Source organism: Serratia sp. CY33802, assembly GCF_052169095.1.
In the GTDB taxonomy this organism is placed as follows: domain Bacteria; phylum Pseudomonadota; class Gammaproteobacteria; order Enterobacterales; family Enterobacteriaceae; genus Serratia; species Serratia bockelmannii.
Map to the genome: position 1 here is coordinate 166,357 of NZ_JBJNLL010000005.1, position 14,561 is coordinate 180,917.

A 14,561-nucleotide genomic window follows, 5' to 3' on the forward strand; every position below is an offset into this window, starting at 1 on the left:
ATGCTAGGCGTCGCCCCAGGCGGGCAGGCGATTGAGCCCGTCGCTCAACTCCTGAGCCAGGTGGCGCACGGTGTCGGCATGCAGGGCGGCCAGCGGTGGATGAAAGTCGGGCGTCCGCAGCGCTTGCGGCGCGCTGGCAAGCTGCGCCGCATACTCGGCGAGAACGCGCCCGCCCTGGCGTTGCACCTCGATCAGCGCCTGGCGTTCGTGCACGGACAGCGCCGCGCCGCCGCCTGCCAGATAGGTGTTGAGCTTTTCGCTGGTCAGCAACAGGCTGCGCGTCTGGTTAAAGATCAGTTGGATGTGCCGGGTGAAGCTTTCATGGTTATCATCTGCCAACTGCCAGGTAGGCTCCAGCGTCACCCGGGCCACCACCGCTTCGCAGCCCTCGATTTTTTGCCAGATGCCGATGGCGTTTGTGTTCTCGCCGCCGAGGAAGCGCGCCAGTTCCCGCAGCACGTTGGCAACCTGCTGCCGCAGCGACTCCCCTTCGTATTCCGGCCACAGCGTGGCGTGAATGAAAGTGGCGAACCCTACCCCCAGCACGATGCCGATCAGGCGATCGCGGATCTCGGTCAGCTCGGTGACCGGGCCAAAGCTTTCCAGCAGCGCCAGGGAAAAGGTGAACAGGATCTGTACCCCTGCATAGCTTATCTTCTCGGAGCCGGCGGCGATCCAGGCGGAGAGGGCGATCACCGGCAGCGTCAGCAGCAGTAAGCCGACGAGGCTGTCGAGCTGAGGCATGATCCACACCACCGAGATCAGCGCCAGCAGGCTGCCGATCGCCGCGCCGCCGAGACGCAGCCGCGCCCGCCGCTGTGTGGCGCCAAGGCTGGGCTGGGCCACGATCAGGCAGCTCAGCATGATGGTATGAATGCCGGGCCAATCGACGGCGGTATAAAACACGTAGGCGACCAGCACGGTCAGCAGCGTTTTCAACGAAAACTGGATGTAAACCGGGTTGGTCAGGGCATCGGGGGTAAAGAAAGGCACTTTTGGCGGTGGCGCGGCCTGCAGGGCGTTGGCGTAGTCGCTGCGGTTGGTGTAGACCTGCAGGAGGCCGGCCATTTCATTGAGCGGCGCCGGCACCTGCGGATCGTCGCTGCCGGCGATCGCGACGGAAAATCGCAGCGCGCTGTCGTGGCTGATCGCGGTTTGCAGCGCGCGGCAGGCGGCGTCTATCTCTTGCGCCAATTGACGCGCGGCCGCGCCGAAGGCCGGCGGCAGCTGATAGGCCAGAATATTCAGCTGCAACACCAGGGTGATCAGCGCCAGGTAACCGGGCTCGCTGGCGCGGCAGCGATCGCTGCGCATCACCGAAAAGCGCAGCAGCTTATGCAGCTCGGTGGCGTGCTGCGAGATGGCGCTCAGATCGCGCGTCTCGCCGCCGTTGGCCAACATAGCGCGGGTTTCGTCCAACACCGCGTTCATCCGGCCCTTTAGCTGCTTCAGCGGTTCGGCCGGCAGCAGCAGGGTATTGACGATCAGGGTGAGCAGGATGGCGTAATTGATCGCCACCCATACCCACAGCACCAGCCGTATCACCACTTCCGCCTGCGGAGTGAGATCGACAAAGCTTTGCGTGTATATCACCACCAGCGCCATCAGGAAGAACAGTACCCCAACCTTGGTCACCCGCATCAGGAACACGCTGAGGAAAAACAGCGCGCTGGAGAGCAGGATGCGCAGCATCGGGTAGTCGTAGGTGAACTTCAGTACCAGGATAGCGGCGCCGATCGCCAGCGTGGAGCTGACGAAAAACAGGATGCCGATCGTGCGGGTGATAACGATATTGGACTGTGTGATAAAGAAGACAGCGATCAGCGACAGCGCCAGCCACGGCACCTGCAGCGTCTGCGAGATCACGATGGCGATCGCGCTGGAGAGCAGAGCACGGATCATCAGGTTGATGCGGCTGTCCGAAGGGCGCAGCTCGTCGATCAACGGGGACAGCCAGCCGCGAGACATCGTTTTATTCTTCATGGCGCAGGTTCAGCTTGGCCACCGCCGAAGCGCCCACGCGGAACAGCGCCGGGTTGGGGGCCTCGACCGCGATCTTGACCGGGAAGCGCTGCGAAACGTGTACCCAGTTGATGTTGCGCGACACGTTGGGTAGCCCGCCCAGCACGGTGCCGCCGTCGTCGGGCTGCACGCCGTAGCTGATCGATTCCACCTTGCCGCTGAAGGTCTGGCCGGCGTCGCTCATTAAATACAGCGTGGCCGGCACGCCGGGATGCACGTCTTTCAGGTCGGTTTCGCGGAAGTTGGCGACCACGTACCAGTGGCGGGTGTCGATCAGCGTGAACACCGGTTTGGCGCTGGAGGCATATTGGCCGACGGTGGTTTTCAGGGAGGCGATGCGGCCGTCGAACGGCGCTCTCACCTCGGTGAACTCCAGGTTCAGTTTGGCGATGGCGATGTCGGCCTGCACTTCGGCGCGCTGTGCGACCAGGGCTTCGACGCCGCTGACGGCGGCTTCTGCCTGTTTCGCCTGCAGCAATGCGGCCTGCAATTCCGCCTGCGCCGAGCGCTGGGAGGTGCGGGCGGTTTCCACTTCTTCCGCCGAAACGTAGTTCTTGCCGAGCAGCTTTTGCCGGCGGTTAAGGGTGTCGGTCGCCTGCGCCACCAGCGCCTGTGAGCGTTTGACGATGGCGTTCATCGATTCGGCGTTGTACTGCTGTGCGTTGACCGAACGCTGCGTCAGCTTGATCTGTTCATTCAGCGTGATCAGGCGCGCTTCGCTGGCCGCCAGCGCGTCCTGGTAAGGGCGCGGATCGATGCGGAACAGCAGATCGCCTTGCCGCACTTCCTGGTTGTCGCGGATCGGCATCTCGACGATGCGACCGTTCACCTCCGGCACCACGTCGATGGTGTCGGCATAGGCGTAGGCATCGTCGGTACTGGGGGCGTTTTCCACCCGCCAGACGACGACGGCGGCCACGATGAATGTCAACGCCAGGATGGTAAGCACCAGCAGTCTGCGCCGGTTTGGGGTGTGTGGTTGGGTCATGGCGTCAGTCTCAGTGGGGGAAAACCAGTAACCAGATCAGCATGGCGATCAGCGCGGTCAGCGCCGGATACGTCAGCAGCTGCGGCGCCAGCCAGGCGCGTTTTTCCGGGGTGCGCAGCAGCAGGTGGATCGCCACCATACCCGCCACGCCGCCGCACAGGCAAAACAGCCAGTCGGGGAACGAAGCGCCGAACACCACTATCGACGGTGCCGGCGAGCACCCGGTGAGCAACAGCGCGGTCAGGCAGGTGATAAGCAGTTTTTTGTCGGGCATAGGGCATTCTCTGACGATTGGCTTGGGCGACGGGCCGAATGAAATGACTCTTTTTCAGTGAGTGAGGTCACTGTTTGTCTTCCCCACGCTTGCGTCAGGGTAAACTAGAATAAATACTCTACTCTAAACTAGAGGGATTAATCTAGTTTTTTGTGTCGCCCTGCCTTCGTAGCGGCAAATGGGTATAATGCGTTGATGACAGCGGGCAGAAACGAATATGCAAATCGACGAAAACATCACCGGGCGAGAGCCACAGCAGGAAAGAGGGCGGCAACGCGTACAAACCATTCTGGATTCGGCGGCGGCGATCGTGGCGCAGGACGGCCTGGCGGCGCTCAGCATGCAGCGGCTCGCCAAGCACGCCAAAACCTCCATCGGTTCGATGTATCACTTTTTTCCCGATCGCCACGCGGTGATCAAGGCGCTGGCAGATCGGCATACCGAGTCGATTGAGGCGCTGGTGCGCGACATGGCGTTGGCCAGTGACGATGAGTGGCGGCGCCTCTCCGCTGAAGCGGTGATCCAGCGGCTGTTTTCACCCTATGCGCAGTACCTGCGTGAGCATGCCGACTACCTGCCAGTGATGCGGGAAATGAACCTGCCGGATGAAAAGTCCAGCTTCCTGACGCTGATCGCCAGCGTGTTGCAGCTGCGCCGCCCCGAGACCGCCGAAGCGGAGATCCTGCAGCAAACCCGGCTGTTGCAAAGCCTGGTGGCCGGTACGCTGCACCATATCTTCAAGACGGCGCCGCAGAGCGTGGCGTTCACGCTGGCGGAGCTGCCCGGCGTGCTGAGCCTGTATCTGGCGGGAAAAGAGGGAAACATCGCTTAGGCGCGAGTCAATTTATTCGCTTGTTTGTCCGCGCCGCCGCTGGCATGATCCCCTGCAGGGATTAACGCAACGTTGATCACAACCTATTGATTTTCATGACTCGGGGTGCCCTTCTACGTGAAGGCTGAGAAATACCCGTATTACCTGATCTGGATAATGCCAGCGTAGGGAAGTCACGGCCGCCCAGCCGGCGCCGCCTTCTTGAACGCCGGTTGGGAGGAATATGATCGCTCGACCTGATGCACTACCCGGCGCCCGCGCCGCGGCCTGTCTGACCCAATTCCAACAGCGGCCTCCGCTGATCCACTGCTTGACCAACGAAGTGGTGCAATCGCTGACCGCCAACGTGTTGCTGGCGCTCGGCGCTTCCCCGGCGATGGTGGTGGAGCCGCAAGAGGCGGCGCAGTTCAGCGCGCTGGCCGACGGCCTGCTGATCAACGTCGGCACCCTCAACGCGCTGCGTGCCGAATCGATGCGGGCGGCGGTGGCCGCCGCCAATCGGGCCGGCAAGCCCTGGACGCTGGATCCGGTGGCGGTCGGTGCGCTCTCCTACCGCACCGCCTTCGCCAAACAGCTGCTGGACGAGAAACCGGCGGCGATACGCGGCAACGCTTCGGAAATCATGGCGCTCAGTGGGTTGCTGGCCAGCGGCCGTGGCGTGGACAGCGGCGACGATTCCTTGGCGGCATTGCCCGCCGCGCGTGAGCTGGCGCGGCGCAGCGGCGCGGTGGTGGCGGTCACCGGCGCGGTGGATTACGTCACCGACGGCCAGCGCGACTGGGCGATCGAAGGCGGTTCCCCGCTGATGACGCGGGTGGTGGGCACCGGCTGCGCGCTGTCGGCGGTGGCGGCGGCGTTTTGCGCCCTGCCGGGCGATCGCCTGGACAACGTGGCGACGGCTTGCCGGGTGATGTCCCACTGCGGCGGCCTCGCGGCCAGGCAGGCCGCCGGGCCGGGCAGCTTTACGCCGGCGTTCCTCGACGCGCTGTATCAACTGCGCGGGGAGGATCTGTGATGAAACGCATTAACGCGCTGACCATCGCCGGCACCGATCCCAGCGGCGGCGCCGGCATTCAGGCCGATTTGAAAGCTTTCTCGGCGCTCGGCGCCTACGGCACCTCGGTGATCACCGCGCTGGTGGCGCAGAATACCCGCGGCGTGCAGTCGGTGTATTACATCGATCCGGCGTTCGTCGCCGCGCAGCTGGACTCGGTATTCAGCGACGTGCGCATCGACAGCGTCAAGATCGGCATGCTGGCCAACGCTGACATCGTGCAGGCGGTGGCCGAACGGCTGCGCCATTACCGGCCGGAATTCGTGGTGCTGGACACCGTGATGCTGGCGAAAAGCGGCGATCCGTTGCTGGCGCCGGAGGCGGTAGCGTCTATTCGGCGCGAGCTGTTGCCGCTGGTGTCGATCATTACGCCGAACCTGCCGGAAGCGGCGGCGCTGCTGGCGTGCGCGCCGGCGGAAGATGAAGCGCAGATGCGTGAGCAGGGGCGGGCGCTGCTGGCGATGGGCTGCCGGGCGGTGCTGATGAAGGGCGGCCACCTGAGCGAAAGTGAGAGCCCGGACTGGCTGTTTACCGCCGAAGGCGAGCAGCGCTTTACCGCGCCGCGCGTCGCCACCCGCCACACCCACGGCACCGGTTGCACGCTCTCGGCCGCGCTGGCGGCACTGCGCCCGCGCCATGCCGACTGGGCGGCGACGGTGGCCGCCGCCAAGGACTACCTGCAACACGCGCTGCAACAGGCGGACACCCTGGAAGTGGGGCACGGCATCGGGCCGGTGCATCATTTTCACGCCTGGTGGTGAGTCAACTTTTTGCCGCAACCGTGGTCTGACTAGTTCAGGCCCGGTTTGACGGGCGAAACCTGATTTAACCTAGGGAGAAGGACTATGACGGGACACCAGGCGCTGCGTTGCGCCCTCTTCGGCGCACTGCTCAGCTTCAGCGCGGGCAGCTTTGCCCAGCAGATCGTCACCACGTCGGATTTGATTCAGCAGCCGGGGTACCAGGCCAGCTGGCAAAACATGGTGAAAGGCCAGGCGCGGATGCCGGGCTGGGCGCGCAAGGGCGTCGGCACCTCTACGCCGGCGCAGAATCTGAACTGGAAGGGCAAAGAGTATCTGGTCGGCAACCTGTGCAAGCCGCACGACTGCGGCAACAACTTTTTGATTGTGGCGTTCAGCGCGGACAAATCCCAGGCCTGGGGCGTGCGGGTGGAAGTGGAAGATCGGCCGGAAGCCGTCGATCATCCGAAGAAGTATGCCAAGTACCAGTGGCTCGGCAAGCCGGATGACGACATGAAGGCGCTGCTGAAGCAGCAGTTCGAGAACAATCCCGACTGGAAATGATCTGACCGGGGGCGCCGGTGATGGCGCCCCCGGCGTTGATCAGCCGATGCCGGCCTGATGCAGATCGTGCAGGTTGAGCGCCCCCACCAGCACGCCGTCCATATCGACCACCGGGGCCGCGCTGATGTGCTGTTCGTGCAGCGCTTCCAGCGCCTCGCCGGCGCGCCACTGCTCCGGCAGCCGATAGCCGGGGCGGGTGATCGCCGGGCTGAGCGGATCCTGCAGGCTGTTGCCCTTCACCAGCCAGCGGCGCAGGTCGCCGTCGGTAAATACGCCCACCACCCGCTGCTGCGCGTCGCAGACCGCCACCAACCCGAGCCCGGTGCGGCTCAGTTCCAGCATCGCTTCCATCACGTTGGCGCTTTCGCTCACGCGCGGCAGGCGATCGCCGGTGCGCATCAGGTGATGCACGCGGTTCAGCAGGCGCGCGCCCAGACTGCCGCCCGGGTGCGAGCGGGCGAAGTCTTCCGCGTTGAAACCGCGCTGGCGCATCAGCGCCATCGCCAGGGCATCGCCCATCATCAGGGTGTTGACCGCGCTGGAGGTGGGCGCCAGCCCCATTGGGCAGGCTTCTCGCTCGACGCCGATATCCAACACGCAGGCCGCGGCCTGCGCCAGCGGCGACTCTTTGCCGCCGGTAACGGCGATCACCGGAATACCGTTCTCCGCCAGCAGCGGCAGGATCAGGTCCAGCTCTTTGGCGCGGCCGGAGTAGGAGATGAACACCACCACGTCGTCGGCGCCGATCATGCCGAGATCGCCGTGCAGTGCCTCCGCCGGGTGCACGAAGAACGACGGCGTGCCGGTGCTGGCCAGCGACGCGGCGATCTTCTTGCCGATATGGCCGGACTTGCCGATGCCGGAAATCACCGCTTTGCCACGGCAGTTCAGCAGCAGTTCGCAGGCGCAGACGAAGTTGTCGTCCAGGCGCGCCAGCAGGCGCTGCGCTTCGGTCAGCTCGATCTCCAGCGTTTCGCGGGCGAAGGCGAGCAGGGCGTTGGCGTTACTCATCGGGGTCTCCTACCAGAAGGATATTGATGCCTTTCGCCTGCAGGGCGGCGAGGTAATCGGGGTTGATGTCTCGGTCGGTGATCAGCGTGTCGACGGCGCTGAGTTCGCACACCACGTTCGGGCTCTTACGGCCGAATTTCGAGGAGTCGACCAACAGAATAATGCGGCCGGCGGCTTCGCACATCGCTTTGCTGACGTTGTGCACTTCGTTGAAGGTGGTGACGCCGGCGTTGAGATCGACGCCGTCCGCGCCGATAAACAGCTTGTCGAAGCTGAACTGCTGGAACGCCGATTCGGCCAGGCTGCCGTGGAACGAGGCCGATTTTTTGCGGTAGGTGCCGCCTGGCATCAGGATGGTCTGATCGTTGTCCAGCTCCACCAGCGCGTTGACGATGGTCAGGCTATTGGTCATCACCGTGATGTTATTGAACTGCGCCAGGTGCGGCACCATCTGCAGCACCGTGCTGCCGGCGTCGAAGATCAGCGAGTCGCCGTCGGCGATCAGCGCCACAGCGGCGCTGGCGATGTGGCGCTTTTTCTCGGTATTGATATGGGTTTTGCGGTCGATCGGCTGATCGCCGTCGTCGCGGCTGAGCACCACGCCGCCGTAGGTGCGGATCACCTCGCCTTCTTCTTCCAGCAGGGTGAGATCCTTGCGGATGGTGGTGCCGGTGGTGGAGAAATGCTCGGCCAGGGCGTCCACTGCCGTTTTGCCATGCCGCTGCAGATATTCAAGGATAGCGGCCTGCCGCTGCTTTGGTTTCATCGCGATTCCCGTTCACAAGAGTGGGGCATTTCCCCTCGCTGAATAATTCACTATGAAAGGTAATGCCTTTTAATGTGAAAATATCACGATTTGGGTTCAATCGCTAACGATAGTGCAGACTGGCATGCGCGATCCTCGGGGAAGATCACATCCGGGCGCAAATCCCGCTGATGCAAACCGTGTAATCGAGGCAGCGGGCGGGGCTGGGCGAAAACGGTCAGGCCGCGTAGCAACAGGCTGCCGCACACCCGCCGATCGGCATCGAAGGCCAGCGCCAGCACCACCCGCGGGCGGAAACGGCCGCCGGAACGGCCGACGCCGATGGCGCCCAGTTGGCACAGGCCGTCGAAGGCGCGGTTGAAGCGCTGCAGTTGCCACCAGCCGAAGGCGATTTGCAGCAGCCAGGCCAGCAGTGCGAAGGCGATCAGAGCTTGTGTCATGGGGTTCTCCTTAGGCCCCCTTCCGCGGAAGGGGGCGTCGGTGGCGTCAGAACATCACCTGGCCGCCGGTGATGTTGATCGACTGGCCGGTGCAGTAAGAGGCCTTCTCGCTGGCGTAGAACAGCAGGGTGTTCAGCACGTCCTGATAGTCGCAACCGCGTTTCAGCGGCACCTTGTCGATGTAGTACTGCTCCACTTGCTCCGGTGCGATGCCCAGTTTTTGCGCGTATTGCGGCAGCAGCGACTGGAACATCGGCGACTTCAGCAGGTTGCCGAGCATCAGCGAATGCACGGTGATGCCGTATTCCGCCAGATCGAGCGCCAGCGACTGCGTCAGCCCCACGCCGCCGAACTTGGCGGCGCTGTAGCCGGAGTTGTGCTTGCTGCCGACCTTGCCGGACTTGGAGTTGATCTGAATGATGCGCCCGGCGATGCCGTCGCGGATCATCAGGCGCGAGAACTCGCGGGCGCAGAGGAAATAGCCCACCAGGTTCACCTGCAGCGAGCGGTCGAAGTCGCCCAGCGGGAAGTCGGTGATCGGCGCCGCCTTGGCGATGCCGGCGCTGTACACCAGCAGGTTGGTTTGGCCAAATTCCCGGTCAACCGCCGCTGCCAACGCGATCACGCTCTGCTCGTCGGTGGCGTCGGCCTGAAAACCGCAGGCGCTGCCTGCGCCAAACGCTTCGTTGATCTGCTGTGCCACCCGATTGGCATTGTCGGCGTTCAGATCGGCCACCGCCACCCGATAACCGGCCTGCGCCAGCCCGTGGGACAAAAAGGCGCCTAACGTTTGGCCGCCGCCAATCACTACAGCTACTTCAGACATGGTCTACTCCTTATGCGATAAATGACAGCGTGCTGCCCAACGGGATATCGGTCGGCGTCGGGCCGGATACGTGGATCGATCCGGGGAATTCGGCTTCGGCTTCGCCGTCGAAGCGCACGGTGATGTGGCCCAGTTCGCGCAGATTCTGCGTGGCGACGCTGCCGACGGCGGTGATGGCGTAGCGCTGCTGCGCCAGTTCCATCACGCCGCCGACCTGCAGCTCACCGGCGGTCGCGCCGTGGCGGTGGATGAAGCAGAACTCTTCGATATCCGCCGGCGCGCCTTCACGGAAGGTGATCAGCATGTTGTCCAGCAACGCGTCGCGGGCGCAGCCGCCGATCTGTGTGATGGTGGTATGAAAAATGGTGTGCATAAATGTCTCCCTGTGAATCAAATTATTGATAAATGAAGGCCGAGGCGGCCCAGGCGATCAACACCGTCGGCGCGCCGGTCAGGAAGCGGCCGACCAGCACCGAGGGCACGCCGACTCGCACGGTGTCCTGCTTGGCTTCCGCCAGCGACAGGCCGACCGGAATGAAGTCGCAGGCGGCCTGCGCGTTGATGGCGAACAGTGCGGGCAGCGCCAGCTGCGGCGGAATATGGCCGAGGCCGATCTGCACCCCGACCAGCACGCCGATCACCTGGGCGATGACCGCGCCGGGGCCGAGGAACGGCGACAGCAGCGGGAATGAGCAGATCAGCGCCAGCGTTACCAGGCCGATCGGGCTATTGGCCAGCGGCGTCAGGCCGTGAGCGATAAAGTCCCCGAGGCCGGAGGCCATGATGATGCCGATCAAGGCCGAGACGAACGCCATAAACGGCAGGATGGTCTTCAGCACGGTGTCGATGGTGTCGCGCCCGGCCTGGAAGAACACCGCCACCACCGATCCCATGCCCATGCCGACCTTCGCCAACAGCCCGTCGCTTTGCTCGGTGATTTTCTTGCTGGTGTCGTAGTCGCGCGCCTTGGGCGGCGCTGCAACGGCGGCGGCGGGTTGGCTATCTGCCGCTTCGATTCGGCTGATGTTGTGGTCACGCACGCCGGAGACATAGATGTCTTCGAGGATAAACTGCGCCAGCGGGCCGGACTGGCCGGTGGCGTGGATGTTGACTGTCGGAATGCGGCGTTTCGGGTACAGGCCGCAGCGCAGGGTGCCGCCGCAGTCTATCACCGCCACGCCGATCTCTTCCGCCGGCGGCTCGCCCTCTTTGAAGCCGTCGACGGCCGGCCAGCCGGTCAATTCGCTGAGGCGATCGACGATGGAAGGTCGGGTGCCGGCGGTGATGTACACCACTTTTTTACCGGGTTCGATCGGCAATTCCAGGGGGCCGCCCCAGCCGCTGGCGCCTTTTTCAATACGGATATAAGCACTCATGCTGCACTCCACGAATTAAAGTTGCACCTGGCGATCCAGACGGATGCCCATCTTGCGTTCAAACAGGCTGGTGGTCAGATCGGTGACCCAGCCGCGGAAGAAGTTGGTGAACAGCCCCACCAGGAAATAGCTCACCGCCAGCGGGCCGAGCGGCAGACCGAGGGTGGTCAGGCCGCTGGCGATGCCGAGATAAACGAACAGTTCGCCGGGGTTGATGTGCGGAAACAGGCCGTTCATCGAGTGGCAGCTGTAGGAGGCCGCCGCGTAGTAGCTCGGCTTGTATTTCTCCGGCATGAAGCGCCCCAGGCTGAGGGTCATCGGGTTGCAGAAGACAAAGGTGCCAATCAGCGGCAGCAGCAGATAACGCGAAACGGGGTTGCCCGCGCAGCGCTGCGCCAATCGTTCGATACGTTCCTGGCCAACAAATTTGATCAGCGCGTTCATGATAACCAACAGGCTGATCAACAAAGGTAAAATGCCGGTCACCATGCCGACAAACACTTCACCGCCTTTCTGAAACAGGCCGATAAACCACTCGGCGCCGTGGGTGATTAGCTCAATCATTATGTTCTCCTGTAATGGACTGATATGGCCTGGAGCGAACGGCGGCTCTGTCGCCATGGGCCTTACAGTAGTCACTTTGGTGGGCTATTTGTTTTAAATAGATCACAATTTGAAAGATAAATATTTTATTTTGAAAGTTTAAGGTGAAAGAAAGAGAAGGTTGACGGCGTCGGGTTTAGGGGTACGGGCACAAAAAAGCCCGGCGAACCGGGCTTTGGGTAGGGTGATATACGGAAATCGCCGTTGTTAGCTTGTTTCTGTTACTGTTCGAGAATCTTTTGTATTGTCTGTACGGAAGCACCGTTTCTTTCGGCCGTTTGGGCCAGCTCTTGCTTTTGTTTGTCTTTTTCAGCGATTGCCATATCTTTGGCGGCGGCTATCGCGGCCAGGAAAATTTCTTTTTCCGTAGCGGTGAGCGGGCCTTGTAGCCTGGCTTCGCAGACGCGATACAACGTATCACGGATAAAATTTACCGTGGTGGTGCGCCGAGCCAGATCGACTACGGCGGTGCTGAACCCTGCATCTCCACTGACTTTTTGAATTTGTTCCGTGCTCATTTCAGCTTTCAGCGCGGCAATAACGGACTGCGCGACATCAGGTGGGGGAGCCACGCAGTACTTGATATTTGAGTCTGCGGGAATATAAATGGCGCTGCTTCTTGTTGAGTCATAGTCAAACCAATACGTTTCTCCCGGTTTCAACTCATGCTTAGAGGCCGGAGATTTAAATAGCGCGCAAGACGATAGCGAAAGGATGAGCAGGGAGATGATGACAATATTGACTTTCATGATAGCACCACCATAAAAGTGTGGATTAATTAGCGTAAAATTTAGTCAAAAGTCCATAAATAACAATGAACTATAATAATTATTAATGCGCTAACTTTTTGTGTTTTTGGAAAAGGTGGGAAATTTGAAATTTGATAAGGTTAACTTTCAATCTTTAATGATTTATGTCGTTCTCTTTCGCATATTTGGAATAAAAAAAGCCCAAGGATAGTAAATAAAAACTAATTCTTATTTTTGCTTATAAAATACATTCGGTTGCATTATTTCCTTGTCAAGACCTCCCTCGATGCACAAAAAAGCCCGGCGAGCCGGGCTTTGGGACAGGCGGTCTGTCACATCAGGCGATGGTGACCTTCTTGTCCAGGTAGGCGTCTTGCACGGCGTTGATCAGCGCCACGCCGTCTTTCATCGATTTCTTGAAGGCTTTACGCCCCAGGATCAGGCCCATGCCGCCGGCGCGTTTGTTGATCACCGCGGTGCGCACCGATTCCTGCAGGTCGTTCTCACCGGCGGCGCCACCGGAGTTGATCAGCCCGGCGCGGCCCATGTAGCAGTTGGCCAGCTGGTAGCGCACCAGATCGATAGGGTGATCGGTGGTGAGTTTGTTGTAGACGCGATCGTCGGTATAGCCGAATTTCACCGCACGGTAGCCGCCGTTGTTTTCCGCCATTTTCTGTTTGACGATGTCGGCGCCGATGGTGGCGGCGATGTGGTTAGCCTGGCCGGTCAGATCGGCGCTGGAGTGGTAGTCCACGCCGTCCTTGGTGAACGCCGGGTTACGCAGATAGGCCCACAACACGGTGACCATGCCCAGCTCATGCGCGCGCTCGAAGGCGATCGAGATCTCTTCGATCTGGCGGCGCGACTGCTCGGAGCCGAAGTAAATGGTGGCGCCGACCGCCACCGCGCCCATGTTGAACGCCTGCTCGACGCTGGCGTACAGGGTCTGGTCGTACTGGGTCGGGTAGCTCAGCGTTTCGTTGTGGTTGAGTTTGACCAGGAACGGGATCTTGTGCGCGTAGCGGCGCGATACCGACGCCAGCACGCCGTAGGTGGAGGCGACGCAGTTACAGCCGGCTTCAATCGCCAGCTCGACGATGTTCTTCGGATCGAAATACAGCGGGTTGGCGGCGAACGAGGCGGCGGCGGAGTGCTCTATGCCCTGATCGACCGGCAGGATAGACAGGTAGCCGGTGCCGGCCAGGCGGCCGTGGTTGAACAGGGTTTGCATCGAACGTAGCACGCTGTTGGGGCGGTTGTTATCGATCATTACGCGGTCGACGAAGTCGGCGCCCGGCAGGTAGAGATTCTCGGCGGGGATAGTGGTACAGCGGTGTTGCAGCAGATCTTCCGCTTCCTTTCCTAGCAACTGCACAATATCAGTCATGATTCACTCCCGATTAAGCTTCTTCATACACCGGCAATGCAAGGGTTTTTGACCACCGGCGCAGTAAAAAAGCGGTGATTGAAGCTGTAAAGCGATGCTACCGAACTTGATCCGGCAAGGACAAACAATAGATGCGATTGAGAGGAAATGCCATTGGCGTGGCCAAATACGCGGGGGCGATCGCCCCCGGCGCGCTAAGCGATTGATTATTCGATCTCGAACCACTCGGTGTTCTGCAGGGCGATCGGGGTGATGGAGTAGATCATCTCCTGCAGGTGATCGTGGATGGCGCGCTCCGCCGCCTCGGCATCGCGCGCTTTCAGCGCCTCGTAGATGCGGTAGTGCTGCTTGATCAGGCTCTCCGGCGGCGAGACTTCGCTCAGGCTGAGGAAACGCACTCGATCCATGGTGGCCTTGATGGTTTCGATGGTCTCCCACGCCAGCGGGCAGTCGGCAAACTGGGTCAGCAGTTGGTGGAATTCGTCGTCCAGCGCCAAAAACTCGCGCGTTTGCCCGTTCTGCGCCGCCAGCGCCTGGCGGTGCAGATTATGCTCCAGCGTCATCAGCTGCGCCGGGGTGGCGCGCTCGGCCGCGCGGCGCACGATGGCGCATTCCACCGCCTGACGGATAAAGCGCCCGTCGGCCACGCGCTTGGCGGAAATCTTCATCACGAAGGTGCCGCGCTGCGGCAGGATCTGCACCAGGCCGGCCTCCGCCAGCTTGATGAAGGCTTCGCGCACCGGCTGGCGCGAAACGCAAAAGCGGGTAGAAATCTCTTTCTCGGACAGCAGGGTGCCGGGGGGGATGGTGCAGTCGACGATATCCTTGCGCAGGAAGCGATAGATCTGTTGGTTGACCGGGACGTTGTTGGTGAGGCTGTACGTTTCAGACATGGCGACAATCAGGCATCTGGCTGGAATTCGAATGCC

17 protein-coding genes and 1 riboswitch are annotated in these 14,561 nt (G+C 61.6%); of the genes, 4 read left to right on the forward strand and 13 right to left on the reverse strand.

Annotated elements, in window-relative coordinates; genetic code table 11:
* Nucleotides 1-3 precede the first annotated feature (3 nt).
* Genes ACJ8HA_RS17075 through ACJ8HA_RS17085 form a run of 3 tightly spaced genes read right to left on the reverse strand, consistent with a single transcriptional unit; the run spans nucleotide 4 to nucleotide 3,284 of the window.
* Nucleotides 4-1,968: an FUSC family protein gene (locus ACJ8HA_RS17075; RefSeq protein WP_049204873.1), complete on the reverse strand. Its 1,965-nt coding sequence runs from the start codon at nucleotides 1,966-1,968 to the stop codon at nucleotides 4-6.
* Between the two features lie 4 nt (nucleotides 1,969-1,972).
* On the reverse strand, nucleotides 1,973-3,010 hold the full coding sequence (gene mdtN, locus ACJ8HA_RS17080) for a multidrug transporter subunit MdtN (protein WP_442515409.1): 1,038 nt from the start codon (nucleotides 3,008-3,010) through the stop codon (nucleotides 1,973-1,975).
* A gap of 10 nt (nucleotides 3,011-3,020) precedes the next feature.
* The gene (locus ACJ8HA_RS17085) at nucleotides 3,021-3,284 is read right to left on the reverse strand and encodes a YtcA family lipoprotein (RefSeq protein ID WP_025303884.1); all 264 of its coding nucleotides are present in this window, start codon (nucleotides 3,282-3,284) and stop codon (nucleotides 3,021-3,023) included.
* Nucleotides 3,285-3,501: 217 nt separating this feature from the next.
* On the opposite strand from ACJ8HA_RS17085, the gene ACJ8HA_RS17090 reads away from it, so the two are divergent.
* The 4 genes from ACJ8HA_RS17090 to ACJ8HA_RS17105 all read left to right on the forward strand — a co-directional run bounded on the left by ACJ8HA_RS17090 (nucleotide 3,502) and on the right by ACJ8HA_RS17105 (nucleotide 6,474).
* Nucleotides 3,502-4,116, forward strand: a complete 615-nt coding sequence (locus ACJ8HA_RS17090) for a TetR/AcrR family transcriptional regulator (RefSeq protein ID WP_025303883.1) — start codon at nucleotides 3,502-3,504, stop codon at nucleotides 4,114-4,116.
* A gap of 91 nt (nucleotides 4,117-4,207) precedes the next feature.
* Nucleotides 4,208-4,304: riboswitch (TPP riboswitch) on the forward strand.
* Nucleotides 4,305-4,339: 35 nt separating this feature from the next.
* The gene (gene thiM / locus ACJ8HA_RS17095) at nucleotides 4,340-5,131 is read left to right on the forward strand and encodes a hydroxyethylthiazole kinase (protein ID WP_025303882.1); all 792 of its coding nucleotides are present in this window, start codon (nucleotides 4,340-4,342) and stop codon (nucleotides 5,129-5,131) included.
* Nucleotides 5,131-5,931, forward strand: a complete 801-nt coding sequence (gene thiD, locus ACJ8HA_RS17100; RefSeq protein WP_025303881.1) for a bifunctional hydroxymethylpyrimidine kinase/phosphomethylpyrimidine kinase — start codon at nucleotides 5,131-5,133, stop codon at nucleotides 5,929-5,931. Before thiM ends, thiD begins: the two co-directional genes overlap by 1 nt.
* A gap of 84 nt (nucleotides 5,932-6,015) precedes the next feature.
* On the forward strand, nucleotides 6,016-6,474 hold the full coding sequence (locus ACJ8HA_RS17105; RefSeq protein WP_025303880.1) for an inhibitor of vertebrate lysozyme family protein: 459 nt from the start codon (nucleotides 6,016-6,018) through the stop codon (nucleotides 6,472-6,474).
* A gap of 39 nt (nucleotides 6,475-6,513) precedes the next feature.
* Here ACJ8HA_RS17105 and gutQ read toward each other — a convergent pair whose 3' ends face one another.
* From gutQ to ACJ8HA_RS17155, 10 genes are all read right to left on the reverse strand, one after another.
* On the reverse strand, nucleotides 6,514-7,485 hold the full coding sequence (gene gutQ, locus ACJ8HA_RS17110; protein ID WP_016926691.1) for an arabinose-5-phosphate isomerase GutQ: 972 nt from the start codon (nucleotides 7,483-7,485) through the stop codon (nucleotides 6,514-6,516).
* Nucleotides 7,478-8,251, reverse strand: coding sequence for a glucitol operon DNA-binding transcriptional repressor SrlR (gene srlR, locus ACJ8HA_RS17115; protein WP_033635559.1), 774 nt, complete (start codon nucleotides 8,249-8,251; stop codon nucleotides 7,478-7,480). The genes gutQ and srlR overlap by 8 nt, the downstream gene beginning before the upstream one ends.
* Nucleotides 8,252-8,334: 83 nt before the next feature.
* Nucleotides 8,335-8,691 (reverse strand): transcriptional regulator GutM, encoded by a 357-nt coding sequence (gutM, locus tag ACJ8HA_RS17120; RefSeq protein ID WP_325976876.1) that lies wholly within the window; start codon nucleotides 8,689-8,691, stop codon nucleotides 8,335-8,337.
* A gap of 46 nt (nucleotides 8,692-8,737) precedes the next feature.
* Nucleotides 8,738-9,517, reverse strand: a complete 780-nt coding sequence (gene srlD / locus ACJ8HA_RS17125) for a sorbitol-6-phosphate dehydrogenase (protein ID WP_025303876.1) — start codon at nucleotides 9,515-9,517, stop codon at nucleotides 8,738-8,740.
* A 10-nt stretch (nucleotides 9,518-9,527) separates the two neighbouring features.
* Nucleotides 9,528-9,890 (reverse strand): PTS glucitol/sorbitol transporter subunit IIA, encoded by a 363-nt coding sequence (gene srlB / locus ACJ8HA_RS17130; protein WP_004941520.1) that lies wholly within the window; start codon nucleotides 9,888-9,890, stop codon nucleotides 9,528-9,530.
* A 22-nt stretch (nucleotides 9,891-9,912) separates the two neighbouring features.
* Entirely contained in the window at nucleotides 9,913-10,893 is a 981-nt protein-coding gene (gene srlE / locus ACJ8HA_RS17135; protein ID WP_025303875.1) for a PTS glucitol/sorbitol transporter subunit IIB, read from the reverse strand.
* 15 nt (nucleotides 10,894-10,908) lie between these two features.
* Nucleotides 10,909-11,457 (reverse strand): PTS glucitol/sorbitol transporter subunit IIC, encoded by a 549-nt coding sequence (srlA, locus tag ACJ8HA_RS17140; RefSeq protein ID WP_004941528.1) that lies wholly within the window; start codon nucleotides 11,455-11,457, stop codon nucleotides 10,909-10,911.
* Between the two features lie 260 nt (nucleotides 11,458-11,717).
* The gene (locus ACJ8HA_RS17145) at nucleotides 11,718-12,245 is read right to left on the reverse strand and encodes a hypothetical protein (RefSeq protein WP_025303874.1); all 528 of its coding nucleotides are present in this window, start codon (nucleotides 12,243-12,245) and stop codon (nucleotides 11,718-11,720) included.
* Between the two features lie 337 nt (nucleotides 12,246-12,582).
* Nucleotides 12,583-13,632, reverse strand: a complete 1,050-nt coding sequence (fbaB, locus tag ACJ8HA_RS17150; protein ID WP_043137996.1) for a class I fructose-bisphosphate aldolase — start codon at nucleotides 13,630-13,632, stop codon at nucleotides 12,583-12,585.
* A gap of 206 nt (nucleotides 13,633-13,838) precedes the next feature.
* Nucleotides 13,839-14,525 carry a GntR family transcriptional regulator gene (locus tag ACJ8HA_RS17155; RefSeq protein WP_025303872.1) on the reverse strand — a complete coding sequence of 229 codons (687 nt, stop codon included), beginning with the start codon at nucleotides 14,523-14,525 and terminating at the stop codon, nucleotides 13,839-13,841.
* Nucleotides 14,526-14,561: the final 36 nt, after the last annotated feature.